Here is a 13,317-nt window from a genome sequence, read left to right as displayed (position 1 = left end):
ATCTTAAAATTTATTTACATTAACCCTAAAAGTAGTAGAAGCAAAAACTTGTTGATACGGGTCATTGCAATGCCTTTTAATGATATAATTTTAGGCACTTAACAATGCGATGAAAAGAAGCTTGGTACAGTTTAGGAATAGCCGATTGCGAGGGTTCATAAGAAAACATGAAAAATATGCTCCCATCCTATTTTTCATTGGCGGATTCATATTTGACACCCTTACCTTAGGGCGCATAGACAGGCTATATGACCTAAGCGTACTGTGCCTGCATATGACCTCCTTGACCATTACACTATACCTCTATAACCTTGCTGATGATGGCAAATGGAACAATACCATACTCGAAAAGTTCAAAGAATATTATCCTTTGGCCATTCAATTTTTCTTCGGCGGACTGTCCAGTGCCTACGTAATTTATTACTCGCGTAGCGTATCCATGTCCAAAACCGTTTTCTTCCTAATCATTCTCCTCGTCTTATTATTTGCCAATGAAATTTTAAAAAAAAGAATATCCAATAAGTACTTACAGTTCAGCGTATATTTCTTTATCAGTTATACCTTCTTCACCTTTATGGTTCCTGTGTTGATCAAGGAAATGAGTCCCGATATTTTTATATTCTCGGGTCTCCTGAGTTTATTTTCAACCTTGGCGTTAATCACTCTTATTTATCGTGCAAGTCCCAGTACAAGATTGGAAATACATCTTGGGAAACTCATCGGAATAGTGTTTTCCATTTACCTTATGATCAATATATTCTATTTTTTTAGACTTATCCCTCCAGTACCTCTTGCCCTGAGCAATGGTATTGTTGCCCATCAAGTAAAGGTAGAAAACAACAACTACCTTGTTACCTATGAAACTGATGAATGGTATGTATTTTGGAGAAAGCATCGATTAAAATTTATACAGAAGCCCAATGAAGATGTCTATGTTTTTTCGTCCATATTTGCCCCTACCAGTTTAAAGAAATCGGTATTTCATCGCTGGAAATGGTTTAATGATGCCACCCGGGAATGGGAAATTATTGAGGATATCGGCTATGACATTACCGGAGGCCGCGATGGCGGTTATCGCGGTTATACCTTTAAAAACAATTTAGTGGAAGGTTTGTGGAAAGTAGAGGTGCTTACACAGGAAGAACTGGTTTTGGGCATAATAGACTTTGAAGTGATTACCAGTGATTCCTTGCAACCAAAGGGATTAACACAGAAAATATTCTGAGTTTTGGCTTTACTGTTTATGGCTGTATGTCCAAAGAAAGTGGGCCAAATGCTGAAATAAATTTCTAGAGAGCATTCCTGTAAAGAACAAAAGTTATTAAACCTCAGGGCAAGCCTGTCTACCGACAAAGGCAGGCCCTGAACCCAATAATAGGAACCGACCCAAGGGTAGAGGTATTGAACCTAGATCCCGCCGAAAATGGCGGGATTAGTTCAACTTGCAATTTTCAGTGCGTCTTACCGACTTCTCAAAATTGAGGTTCACTAATAAACCACTAATTTTCCACATGCAGAAATAATGTACAAAAAACATTCATTTTTTTGTATCCTTTTAGGCAAGAGTTAGTCTCCTTAATAAACTTTAAATCCTTATAACATGAATACTTGTAAATGTACCCAATGTGAATGCAACAAATGTAATTGTGTAAACTGTTTGGAAAAAAACTGTCCTTGCAACAAATGCGATTGCAATAAATGTGAATGTTGTTAAAAAAAGGTTGGTCTTTCAAGGCCAAACTTGTATCTTAAAGATATGAAGATTGAAACGGCAGACATTTGGAGAAAGCACCACAGTGAAATCTACTTTTTTGCTTTAAAAAAAGTGAAAGATGAGGAAGCCACAAGGGAAATAATCCAAAATGTCTTTCTAAAAATCCATCAAAACATTGCTTCCTTAAAAGACAGAACTAAAGTAAGGGCTTGGGTATTTACTATTGTTAGGAATGAAATTTCCAATCATTACCACCTTGCTGCCAAAACAATACCTATACCTTCCTATGATATTTCATCCCATCAGGACAGCAATCAGGATTTCTGCTGTTTTGATCGTTTTGTAACCAATTTACCCAAGCAGTATAAAGAAGTGGTTCAATTGGTTTACCTGAAGGGCCAGACCCAAAATCAAGCAGCACAAGTGCTGAACATTAGCCTGGCCAACGTTAAAGCAAGAATTAGACGCGCAAAATCACTTCTTGTCCATAATTTTAATGCTTGCTGTAAATTTGAATTAAACAATGAAGGCAAACTCATTGGGGATTCCAACTGCAGTATTTGTAATTAGCTTCCCTTATTTTCCTTAGCCTATATTATCAAAGGAATGTTCAAGATTTGTTATCTTAGACAAAGCAGTGGTTTGATCTATTATCAAATAATTTTGCCAACTATGATTACCTAAGAATGAAGATCCAGGAATTGACACTATATACTTCCAATATTGATGGGCAAACCGAGTTTTACTCCCAAGTCTTGGGGTTGGAAATAGTGAAGAAATCTCCAAAAAATGTTTCTTTTCATATTGGTAATTCCCTACTGCAATTTGAACAAAAAAAAGAGGCTACCCCATATCATTTCGCTATCAATATTCCCGCCAATAAAGAGGAAGAAGCATTGCAATGGCTAAAGTCCAGAATTACTATATTAAAGGATGAACAAGATGAAATTATAGACTTTAGGGCCTGGAATGCCAAAGCCATCTATTTTTATGACCACGACAAAAATATTGTGGAACTAATAGCGCGTAAAAACCTAAAGAATGAATCGGACCAGAATTTTGGACCGGAACAATTTCTGGAAATATCCGAGATTGGTGTCCCAACAAGGGATATTGAAAGCGAATTTAGTATCTTAAGGAATGCTATGGGAATTGAGATCTACGACGGAGGTTTTGGTAATTTTTGTGCTATTGGAGATGAAAACGGATTGTTCATTTGTATTAATAAGGATCATAAAAAATGGTATCCCACCAATGACAAAGCCTTTGCATCCAATTTTAAACTGCTAATGCAGGAAAAAGGCAAACAATACCATGTGGATTTCAAAAATGAAAGTATAAAGGTCACTGGCCCTTAGCAGCAGAATACCAATAAAAATTAATATGCCAATGGGAAAAATAAATTATCCCCTACTCTTAATAATTACAAGTGCTATATGGATCATTGTAAGCTTTATCAACTCCTGGGACCAAATGGATTTTCGATTTTGGGGACGGGTCATATCATTAGTCTTATTGATCCTTGCCATGGTAATTACAATTCACGATAATAAAAAGAATCAAGAAAAGAGTGAACCTAAAAATTCGAACAAATAAAAAAGATCCCAATATATAATGATTAATAAATGTTTAAAAGCAACCTTCTCCTTTTGTAAACATTGAAAAAAAAATCATTTTCCAACAAAACATAAAACTGAATATTTATGATAATAGACGTCCATACACATATCAACAACTACCATGAAGACAAGGTAGTTTCCTTGGAAGAATGCCTCAACTTGCTAACAGAAACCATGCAGGAAAATAAGGTAGATTATTCTTTGGTGTTATCTTCCTATAAGGTAAACGAACATAGACCCAGTACCAAGAAGGTGGTGGAAGCCATTAGTGGACGTGATAATCTTGGCGTGGTTGCAGGGATCAGTTATTTGAATTACACCCATAGGGACTTAAGGGAAATAAGTGAGTTTTTGGATGATGGACTTATAAAAGGTCTTAAACTTTACCCAGGCTACGAACCCTTTTACCCCAATGATAAAAGGTTACAGGTAGTTTATGATATGGCGGTTGAATACGATATACCAGTTATGTTTCATTCCGGCGACACCTATTCCCCAACGGGAAGGATCAAATACTCCCATCCCATTCATATAGACGATGTAGCCGTGGATTTTCCCGAACTTAAAATTGTCATCTGCCATGTGGGCAATCCTTGGATCAAAGACTGTATGGAAGTAGTATACAAGAACAAAAATGTATATAGTGATGTTTCTGGTCTGGTATTGGGTAATTTTTCATATAAATTTGAAAGATTCATGAAAAATGAATTGGAGGAAATGATAACCTATGCCGGGAATCCCCAGTATCTTTTATACGGTACGGACTGGCCCATTTCCAACATGCACTCCTATCTCAACTTTATGAAACAATTGGATCTTCCTGAAGAAAAAAAGGAACTGATCCTATGGAAGAATGCTGCCGATCTTTTTAAAATTGATGTATCCAAACTTTAAAAAACACCTTACCATTTTAGTGTACTCTAAAATTAAGGCTTTGACATTTATTGATGCTGATTCAGCAGTAAATAGATTATCATACAAATCTTCGGCCCATCAAAATGTTAAAACCAAACCGCCGAATTTGTGCTAAATCAAAAATAAATGAATATCTTATAGGTAGGTAAAGGCCTTAAACCAATACGTTTTAGACCTTTTAATAGAATATAGGTATGACCAAGAAAACTTTTGGGACCTTTGCAGGGGTCTTTACACCTACCACCCTAACCATATTAGGGGTCATTATGTATATACGCCAACCCTGGGTTGTTGGCAATGCAGGGGTTATGGGAGCCTTGGGCATAGTTTTATTGTCCGTCGCCATTACCTTGACTACGGCCCTTAGCCTATCTTCCATCACTACCAACATTAGAATAGGTAGTGGCGGTGCATTTAGTTTAATATCGCAATCCCTGGGCCTGGAAATCGGAGGAGCTATAGGGATTCCCTTTTATTTTGCCCAATCCATAGCCGTTGCCATGTACATTTTCGGTTTTAGGGAAGGTTTACAAACATTGACACCAGACATTAATCCGGTGCTTCTGGATTTGGTCATTTTTGCGGTAGTTATGGGCATTGCATTTATCAGTACCAGTTTTGCCTTTAAAATTCAATTCGTAATTTTAGGTGTCATCGTTTTATCCCTGGTTTCTATCTACGGCGCCCTGTTTGTAAATGAGTTGAATTTTAATATTCAATGGATAGGACAGTATCCAGGTTCGGTGGAGAACGATTTTAGCGGATCCTCCTTCTGGACGGTCTTTGCTGTCTTTTTCCCTGCAGTGACCGGGGTAATGGCGGGGGCAAACATGTCCGGCGATCTCACCAATCCAAGAAAGAGTATTCCCGTAGGTACCATATCTTCAGTAATAATCACCACTATAATTTATATCAGCTTAATTTTTGTTGCAGCCGTAATCGCTTCCCCGGATGAATTGGCCAAAAATTATAATGTTTTTATAGACAAGGCCCTTTTTGGACCTATTGTCCTAGCGGGTCTTTTGGGGGCTACCCTATCCTCTGCCCTAGGGTCTTTTGTTGGTGCCCCAAGAATATTATTGGCATTGGGAGAAAAAAATATACTACCCAAGAGCAAGGAACTCGCCAGAAAATCCAAAAAAGGAGAGCCTGTCAATGCCATGCTAATTACAGCAGGATTGGTGCTATTTGGTATTTCACTTCGAAATTTAAACACTATTGCCCCTTTGCTTACCATGTTTTTTATGATAACCTATGCCATGGTAAATATAGTAGCACTTGTAGAACAGACTTTGGGATTACCTAGCTATAGGCCTACCCTAAAAATTCCCATAATTATTCCCGCAATCGGGGCCTTTGGCTCCATTGCCATTATGTTTGTATTAAACGTGATCGTAGCCTTGTTTTCTTTGATTTTCATAGTGATTTTCTATCTCTATCTGGTTAAAATGAACATTAAATCGGCCGCAGGGGACTCTAGAAGTGGTCTGTTTACAGCTTTGGCCGAGTGGGCTACCAAAAAAACAAATAGCCTAAGGCAGGAACGGGAAGTGAGATCATGGCGCCCGGACCTGTTAATTCCCGTCACCATGCCCAAAGAATTAAGAAGTTCCTTTAAGCTTATCCATTCCATTATTTACCCTAAAGGATCCGTGAAGATATTGGCCCTAAGAAACGAAAATGAGACCGAACAGAGAAACATGGAAAATTTCCTTAAGAACGCTGTAAAGAAATTTAAAGAGAGTGATCTATCCGTTTCGTATTCCATAATAGATAACACAGATTTCAACACTACCGTAAACGTAAGTATGCAATCCCTAAATGCCGCTTTCTTTAAACCCAACATTATTTTCATCAGTATAGATACTGCTATCTCCAATTTGTCCTATTACAACAAATTAATAGCCGATACAAAGAAGAATAATTTTGGGATGATTATTTACATTCCCTATGCCACGGCGAGTCTGGCCATTGAAAAAAGTATCAATTTGTGGATGACCAATATTCCGGCGGACTGGAAGGAAACCTTTAGTGTAAACAACAACAACCTATCTGCCTTGACCTCCCTTCTTATTTGCCGAAATTGGAAAGGAAACATAGATGTACATATTCTCAATAATAATCCCAAACTGATATTTGCAGAGAACGATATTGAAGATTTAAAGACGATGGTTCGGTTCCCAAAACGAACCACCATCAAAATACATGAAGGAAATCTACACGAAAACGTAGCCAAGGAAAAAAATGCGGATGTCAATATTTTCAGTATAGAACCAGGGGTGACCATTGATGACATGGTCAAAATTGTAAACGATTCCAGGATATCGGCCGTTTTTTGTTCCGATTCCGATTTTGAAAATGTATTGGTATAGAAAAACCAACCAGGCTTTTTACCATGCTTCATACTGACTTAACGCTCCAGAGTGGAACCAATGTAGTTTGCCGGACGCTCCCAATAGCGGCCATAATGATTAAATTGAAACCTTGAATTCTTTTACATTTCGCTAAAAATGAGTATCTTAGAATAGGTAACATTTAATACAACAATTATGGCAACAATTAAATCTTTAAACAAATGGGCCAATGCACATACTTATTATCCCTTGGATTTGTTAAGAGTTGCATTGGGAGTATTTCTTTTTATGAAAGGAGTAGATTTTATGTCCAATCATCAACAAATGGCAGAAATCATTAAACCCTTTCAAGACATTCCGGGAGGTATGTTGATTATTCATTATGTTGCGCCGGCACATTTTGTTGGTGGCTTTTTAATTGTAATAGGCTTACTTACCCGCTGGGCAGTAGTAGCTCAATTACCAATCCTTATTGGTGCAGTATTGGTTAATTTTTTGGGGGAAATGAATAGCAGAAATCTAGTTCTGGCTTCCATCACCTTATTGGCATGTATATTCTTTATGTTCTATGGATCTGGCAAACATTCCGCAGATTACTATTTAAAAATGCAGAAATAGGGCATTTAACACCGTATTTAAATTATATTTAATATTTAAATGTTTACGGTTAAACCTTATCATGCCTTGTACCTATATATCTTTAACACCATTAAAGTCCGGAGTAAAGTATTGGATTTTAATAATATCAATTTTATTATTTTTTTCCTGTCGGGAGAACAACGGTTCGGACTCCAGTACGGTTGATACACCATCGGAAGAAATTACTTCCATCTCCTTTACCGCTATTGGGGACGTACCGTACAACAATGAACAGCGCGATGGCTTGATCGATATCATATCCAAGCACAATGCCATTGATCCTTCAGAATTTGTTATCCATGTAGGGGACATAAAGCCCGGTGCCGCTGAATGTGATGAAACGGTCTACCAAGATGTTTCGGGCATATTAAGGACGTTTGAGGCGCCTACCTTTATCGTTTTGGGAGACAATGAATATAATGATTGCAGTAACCCACAGCAAGGATTGGAATACTGGAACAAATATTTCCTTCATTTTAATGAAAATTGGACGTTTGAACCTACTGTCATCTATCAGCCCGAGCGTACAGAAAACTTTAGTTGGACACAGAAGAATGTTTTATTTATAGGAGTTAATCTCGTAGGAAGTCAGGTTCATGACTCCTTGGAATGGCATAACAGATTGGTCCAAAATGGCCAATGGGTTAAAAAACTCTTGGAAAAGCAAGTGGACAATGTAGAAGCCATGGTAGTTTTTGGCCATGCCAATATAGTGGAAGCCGGTCCTGATAAATTTAAACCCTTTACGGATTTGTTTCGATCTGCCGCCCAATCTTTTGGGAAACCAGTTCTAATGGTTCAAGGAGATGGACATTTTTGGATCAAAAATAAACCCTGGCCAGAACAAAACATTACCAGGCTACAAATAGATGGAAGGGATACAGCCGTGAAAATAACGGTAGATACCTCACTCGACTATCCCTTTTCCTTCGATAGACATTTCTTGGATCCTAGCTCCCAAAACAAAAATCATCCCCAATAGGGATTGTTATGGTATTTGATAGCCAAAACATTATCCATATTGGGGATGATCTGTAAACCTAACGATCTATTTAACGACGCTAACTAATAGTATAATCAATTAAATTTCCTCGGCCAACCAAGCTTTCATCATCCACACCGTTTTTTCTTGCTGGGTGATAAACTCGCTCATCATAGAATTGGTACCTTCATCGGAAGCCTCATCCGATGCATCCAAAATAGCCCTTTCAATAACCAATAATTCTGAAAGTGATTCTACGATCAAGCGAATCGCATCCTCATCCTTGGTTATATTTTTGCCAACCGGAACTTTGGAATTCTCAATATAATCCTCAAAAGTATGAAGGGGAACCCCTCCCAAGGTAAGTATCCGTTCCGCTATTTCATCCACTTTTAGGTTGGCATCGGTATACAATTCTTCAAATTTTACATGAAGATCAAAAAACCTCTTCCCTTTTATATTCCAGTGAATTCCCCTTAGGTTCTGATAGTAACGTTGGAAATTTGCCAATAATTGATTTAAGTCCTTACTTAACGATTTTGATTTGGTAACATCCAAACCTATACTGTTTAATTGCATAATGTGTCTTTTTTATTATACCACTAAGTTACAGAAACCCATACCCAAAAGAAGTCTTAATTTATTGATAGATTTTATGATTGAATAGTAATATACGATAGGAAGAAAGTAAGGTTGAGGAATGGAATGATTATTGCATAGAATATCAATAAATTAACATAAAAATTTAAGTATAACCCAAGAATTAATCAATTATCATAAGTTTTACTGATTAATTAAGAAAACAATAACAAAATATTCTCTTGTATATAGATGGACTAGCTTAAATTTGATTCACTCCCCCTTCAACTAAACCACCTAATAATGAATAAAAAAAAACTACTCCTATTTGGTATTCCCATTGTTCTTATTCTTGTAGGTTACACCCTTTTCGGGAACACCGCTGATGAAGATGTAGCCGTTACCACCAAAGTGGTAAAGGGCGATTTTGTTAATGAAGTCATTATTTCCGGAGAGGCCCAATCTACCAGTTTAAAAAAAATTAATGCCCCGGAAGAGATTCGGAAATTTAAACTTAATGTCAAGATCCAAGATTTAATTCCGGAAGGCTCTTTTGTAAAGGAAGGCGACTATGTAGGACGCTTGGATCCCTCTGAGGTGAATGAACAGATTTTGGATGCCCAATTAAACTTGGAAACTGCTGAATCCAAATACACCCAGGAACAGCTGGATACAACCCTTACTCTTAAACAGGAGCGGACAGCGATAAAAGATTTGCTTTTTGATATTCAAGAAAATAAATTGGAACTTAAACAGTCCATTTATGAACCCCCTGCTACCATCAAAAAATTGGAAATAAATATTGAACGCTTGGAGCGTGATCTAAAAGAAAAAACGGAGGATTATATAATCAAGGAGCAAAAGGCCATGGCCAAAATGGTAGAAGTGGGAACTGAAGTCTCCAAAATAAAAAAAATGTTGGAAGAGCTCAGGGATCTTCAAAAATCCTTCACCATACATTCCGACACCAATGGAATGGTAACCTATGCCAAAAACTGGGATGGATCCAAAAGGAAGGTAGGAACCACCATAAACAGTTGGGATCCGGCAATTGCGACCCTCCCTGATCTGACCAAAATGGAATCCAAGACCTATGCCAATGAAGTGGATATTAGGAAAATTAAAAAGGACCTTCCCGTTATAATAGGTTTTGATGCCTTCCCAGATATAACCTTAAAGGGAACCATAACCAATGTTGCCAATGTGGGCGAAGAGAAAAGGGGTTCGGATATCAAGTTGTTTCAGGTATTGGTAAACTTTGATGAGAACAATGATAACGTTAGACCTGGAATGACCACCTCCAATAGAATTTTGATACACAAGGAAGAAGATGTCCTTATGGTGCCTTTGGAAGCGGTTTTTTCCCAAGATTCCATAAGTTTTGTCTATACCAAGTCTGGTATGTCCATCGATAAAAAGGAAATAGAAATGGGCGAATCCAATTTGGATGTAGTGATCATAAAAAAAGGTTTAAATGAGAAGGAAATAGTTTATCTGAGCAAACCGGAAGGAATGGAAGAAAAGAGAATTCTATCTTTAAATTAGCTTCATGATAGATAAAATACTCCTAGAACAGATTGTCTCCAATTTCAGTGAGGCCATCCGTGTTGTAACCATCAATAAAGTAAGAACCTTTTTAACGGCATTGGGCATTATTTTTGGAGTTGCGGCCGTAATCACAATGTTATCTATTGGAAACGGGGCCGAGAAGGAGATCTTGGCACAATTGGAACTGGTAGGCGTCAACAATATTGTGGTAACACCCATTCCTGATGAGGAGGATGAAAACGCCAGCGAAGAAGACGAAGGGACCAAGGAAATAACTAGATTTTCAAAAGGACTTGATCTCTTGGATGTAGCCAGTATAGCCAATAACATTCCGACCATTAAAGCCATAAGCCCCGAAATTATATTGGAAACTTATGTCATCAATAAGGGAAGACAAAATTCGGTTAAACTTATTGGGGTGACCAATTCCTATTTTCCTACTTCCAATATTCATATAGGCAAAGGCAGCAACTTCTCCGAGGAACATATTATAAATGCCGCTTCGGTCTGCATTATTGGTGAAAAGGTGGAGAAAAAATTGTTTCCAGGCGAAAGTGCGGTCGGCAAACAAATTAAGGTCAAGGATGTTTGGCTTCAGGTAATAGGAATAATCGAGGAAAAGCTTATTTCGGAAAAAGCTCAGGAAAACTTGGGCATTAGGGACTTGAACCATGATATTTACATCCCGGTAAAAACCTTCTTGGTGCGATACAAAGATCGAAAGATTATTTCCGATGAACCCTTGGATTTTAGTGGTGGAGGAATGATTTACATAGGTGGGGAAAATAATGGACCTAAAAAGCGGATTCCCAGAGGCAATTACCATCAGTTGGATAAATTAACGGTCCAGGTGAACAATTCCAGCGAGCTTAAATCTACTGCCGAAGTATTGAGCAAACTTCTCAAAAGAAAGCATAATGATGTTTTGGATTTTGAGATTACCATTCCTATACAACTATTAAAACAACAACAAAAGACCAAGCAGATCTTCAATATTGTACTTAGCATTATTGCCGGTATATCACTTCTTATAGGGGGTATTGGCATTATGAACATTATGTTGGCCTCTGTACTGGAACGGACAAAGGAAATAGGAATCATGAGGGCCATTGGCGCCACAAAGCAAGATGTAATCCTTCAGTTTCTATCAGAGTCTGTCCTTATAAGTTTGGGCGGAGGTATAATAGGAATAATATTGGGAATTGTAGCATCGTATGGATTGGAACTGGCCACGGGTATAGAAACCATACTTTCATTGAACTCCATAATTTTATCCTTTTTCGTAGCCACTTTTATAGGGCTTGCCTTTGGAGTGCTGCCTGCAAAATCAGCTGCCAACAAAAATCCAATAGAAGCCATAAGACGTGAATAGAAAAATTTCCAGATAACATCTATAACCATTACCCTCCCCCATTTTATCAATCAAAATAGTCCAAAATGAAAAAATGTATTGTGTTGTTATTCCTATGTTCAAACCTTATTGTCCTGGGACAGTCCAAAAAGCTAACACTAACGGAGGCCATAGAAATGGCGAAAAAAAACTCTCCTGAATACCAAGCCGTCCTAAACCAATCCCAAGCCAGCTATTGGAAATACAGGACTTATATGGCCGAATTTCTGCCACAATTTAGATTAATTGCTACTGTACCGGATTACTCAAATTCCATTCAAAGAATTACCAATGACGAGGGCCAGGATATTTTCGTAAATCAAAATCAGTCCAGAATTGATGGGCAACTTGCCATTACCCAGCAAGTACCATTTACAGGTGGGGACTTTTCCCTAATTTCCCGATTACAACGAGTGGATCGTTATGGTGATATAGAATCCAGTAATTACTCCCTAACACCATTTTCCATAAATTACTATCAGAATTCCCTATTCTTTAATCCGTATAAATGGGACAGGCAAATAGAACCTTTAAAGTTTGAGGAATCCAAACGCGAATTCATAGAACGTATGGAAGATATTTCCTTAAGCAGTTGCCTACGCTATTTTGGTCTTTTAACCGCGCAAATGAGATTAAAAAATTCCCAGAACAATTTAGCTACCCAAGATACCTTATTGCAGATTGCCAAAGGCAGGTTTGAGATTGGAAAAATAGCAGAGAACGAATTGTTACAAATGGAACTTGGGCATCTAAATTCAAAAAATGAAGTAACAAGCAATACCATCTCCCTAAAAAGGACTTCACAAAATTTGGCCCGTTATCTGGAACTGGAAACCGAAGATATAGAACTATTCATTCCTGAAAAATTGGTAGATTTTGAGGTAAGTGTGCAGACTGCCCTGGATGAGGCAACCAATAACAGAAAATCGGTTATAGAATTTAGAAGGAGGCGTTTGGAAGCAGAAAGAAACCTTGCGGAAATAAAAGGCACCAATAGATTGGAAATCAATGTCAACGCCAATTTTGGATTGAATAAACGTGCAGACGATTATGACGCCCTTTTCCAAGATTTTGATAGACAACAAAATGTCTCCGTATCCTTGGGCATTCCCATTTTCGATTGGGGGGTATCCAAGTCCAGAAGAAAAATGGGAGAGGCCGATCTAGGTCTGGTAGAAACAAATATTGAGCAGGAACAACAGGCCTTTGAACAGGAAATATACCTACATATTTTAAATTGGTCCAGCAAAAGGGATTTTCTTGCAACTTCGGAGAAGGCAAAAGAGATTGCCATAAAGCGATATCAGATCACTAAAGAGCGGTATATTCTAGGGAAAATAACCATTACGGATCTAAATTTGGCGCAACAGGAAAAAGACAAGGCAGAACTTGATTATCTGAATTCCTTGCAAAATTTCTGGACGGACTACTATACTTTACGAAAGCTGACACTCTATGATTTTATCAATGACAAAAAGATAGAAGCTGAAAAGATAGTTTTCGATTAATACCCCAATGACACTAACCCAATTTATCCAGACCGGTCCATTTATGCCATTCTCATAAGATTTTACAAC

11 protein-coding genes are annotated in these 13,317 nt (G+C 37.7%); 10 read left to right on the top strand and 1 reads right to left on the bottom strand.

Annotated elements, in window-relative coordinates; translation table 11 throughout:
- The first annotated feature begins 109 nt into the window (after positions 1-109).
- The 7 genes from U735_RS0109730 (at position 110) to U735_RS0109695 (ending at position 8,223) form a co-directional block, all read left to right on the top strand.
- Entirely contained in the window at positions 110-1,225 is a 1,116-nt protein-coding gene (locus U735_RS0109730; RefSeq protein ID WP_031443650.1) for a DUF2914 domain-containing protein, read from the top strand.
- A gap of 531 nt (positions 1,226-1,756) precedes the next feature.
- A complete protein-coding gene (locus U735_RS0109725; protein ID WP_316933007.1) occupies positions 1,757-2,284 on the top strand; it encodes a sigma-70 family RNA polymerase sigma factor in 528 nt (175 codons plus the stop codon).
- Positions 2,285-2,400: 116 nt separating this feature from the next.
- Entirely contained in the window at positions 2,401-3,072 is a 672-nt protein-coding gene (locus U735_RS0109720) for a VOC family protein (protein ID WP_034248141.1), read from the top strand.
- 345 nt (positions 3,073-3,417) lie between these two features.
- On the top strand, positions 3,418-4,227 hold the full coding sequence (locus U735_RS0109710; RefSeq protein ID WP_031443646.1) for an amidohydrolase family protein: 810 nt from the start codon (positions 3,418-3,420) through the stop codon (positions 4,225-4,227).
- Positions 4,228-4,442: 215 nt separating this feature from the next.
- Positions 4,443-6,620, top strand: coding sequence for an amino acid permease (locus U735_RS0109705; RefSeq protein WP_034248139.1), 2,178 nt, complete (start codon positions 4,443-4,445; stop codon positions 6,618-6,620).
- Positions 6,621-6,797: 177 nt separating this feature from the next.
- Positions 6,798-7,220 (top strand): DoxX family protein, encoded by a 423-nt coding sequence (locus U735_RS0109700; protein ID WP_031443644.1) that lies wholly within the window; start codon positions 6,798-6,800, stop codon positions 7,218-7,220.
- A 61-nt stretch (positions 7,221-7,281) separates the two neighbouring features.
- Entirely contained in the window at positions 7,282-8,223 is a 942-nt protein-coding gene (locus U735_RS0109695) for a metallophosphoesterase (RefSeq protein ID WP_031443643.1), read from the top strand.
- Between the two features lie 99 nt (positions 8,224-8,322).
- On the opposite strand, the gene U735_RS0109690 is transcribed toward U735_RS0109695, so the two are convergent.
- Complete coding sequence (locus U735_RS0109690; protein WP_031443642.1) at positions 8,323-8,802, bottom strand: Dps family protein; 480 nt, start codon at positions 8,800-8,802, stop codon at positions 8,323-8,325.
- A gap of 303 nt (positions 8,803-9,105) precedes the next feature.
- Between U735_RS0109690 and U735_RS0109685 the strand changes: the two genes are divergently transcribed.
- The 3 genes from U735_RS0109685 (at position 9,106) to U735_RS0109675 (ending at position 13,248) form a co-directional block, all read left to right on the top strand.
- The gene (locus U735_RS0109685; protein ID WP_031443641.1) at positions 9,106-10,347 is read left to right on the top strand and encodes an efflux RND transporter periplasmic adaptor subunit; all 1,242 of its coding nucleotides are present in this window, start codon (positions 9,106-9,108) and stop codon (positions 10,345-10,347) included.
- A gap of 4 nt (positions 10,348-10,351) precedes the next feature.
- A complete protein-coding gene (locus tag U735_RS0109680) occupies positions 10,352-11,722 on the top strand; it encodes an ABC transporter permease (RefSeq protein WP_031443640.1) in 1,371 nt (456 codons plus the stop codon).
- Positions 11,723-11,787: 65 nt separating this feature from the next.
- Entirely contained in the window at positions 11,788-13,248 is a 1,461-nt protein-coding gene (locus U735_RS0109675; RefSeq protein ID WP_031443639.1) for a TolC family protein, read from the top strand.
- Positions 13,249-13,317 lie beyond the last annotated feature (69 nt).

This window comes from Arenibacter algicola (assembly GCF_000733925.1).
In the GTDB taxonomy this organism is placed as follows: Bacteria; Bacteroidota; Bacteroidia; order Flavobacteriales; family Flavobacteriaceae; genus Arenibacter; species Arenibacter algicola.
The sequence above is the reverse complement of the archived record's forward strand: the minus strand, read 5'-3'. Positions and strand labels throughout refer to the sequence as shown.

Excerpts from the sequence above, each read along its gene's own strand:
- U735_RS0109725 (WP_316933007.1), top strand. The coding sequence starts at position 1,757 with ATGAAGATTGAAACGGCAGACATTTGGAGAAAGCACCACAGTGAAATC.
- U735_RS0109700 (WP_031443644.1), top strand. The coding sequence starts at position 6,798 with ATGGCAACAATTAAATCTTTAAACAAATGGGCCAATGCACATACTTAT.
- U735_RS0109680 (WP_031443640.1), top strand. The coding sequence starts at position 10,352 with ATGATAGATAAAATACTCCTAGAACAGATTGTCTCCAATTTCAGTGAG.
- U735_RS0109710 (WP_031443646.1), top strand. The coding sequence starts at position 3,418 with ATGATAATAGACGTCCATACACATATCAACAACTACCATGAAGACAAG.
- U735_RS0109690 (WP_031443642.1), bottom strand. The coding sequence starts at position 8,802 with ATGCAATTAAACAGTATAGGTTTGGATGTTACCAAATCAAAATCGTTA.
- U735_RS0109705 (WP_034248139.1), top strand. The coding sequence starts at position 4,443 with ATGACCAAGAAAACTTTTGGGACCTTTGCAGGGGTCTTTACACCTACC.
- U735_RS0109685 (WP_031443641.1), top strand. The coding sequence starts at position 9,106 with ATGAATAAAAAAAAACTACTCCTATTTGGTATTCCCATTGTTCTTATT.
- U735_RS0109695 (WP_031443643.1), top strand. The coding sequence starts at position 7,282 with ATGCCTTGTACCTATATATCTTTAACACCATTAAAGTCCGGAGTAAAG.
- U735_RS0109720 (WP_034248141.1), top strand. The coding sequence starts at position 2,401 with ATGAAGATCCAGGAATTGACACTATATACTTCCAATATTGATGGGCAA.
- U735_RS0109730 (WP_031443650.1), top strand. The coding sequence starts at position 110 with ATGAAAAGAAGCTTGGTACAGTTTAGGAATAGCCGATTGCGAGGGTTC.
- U735_RS0109675 (WP_031443639.1), top strand. The coding sequence starts at position 11,788 with ATGAAAAAATGTATTGTGTTGTTATTCCTATGTTCAAACCTTATTGTC.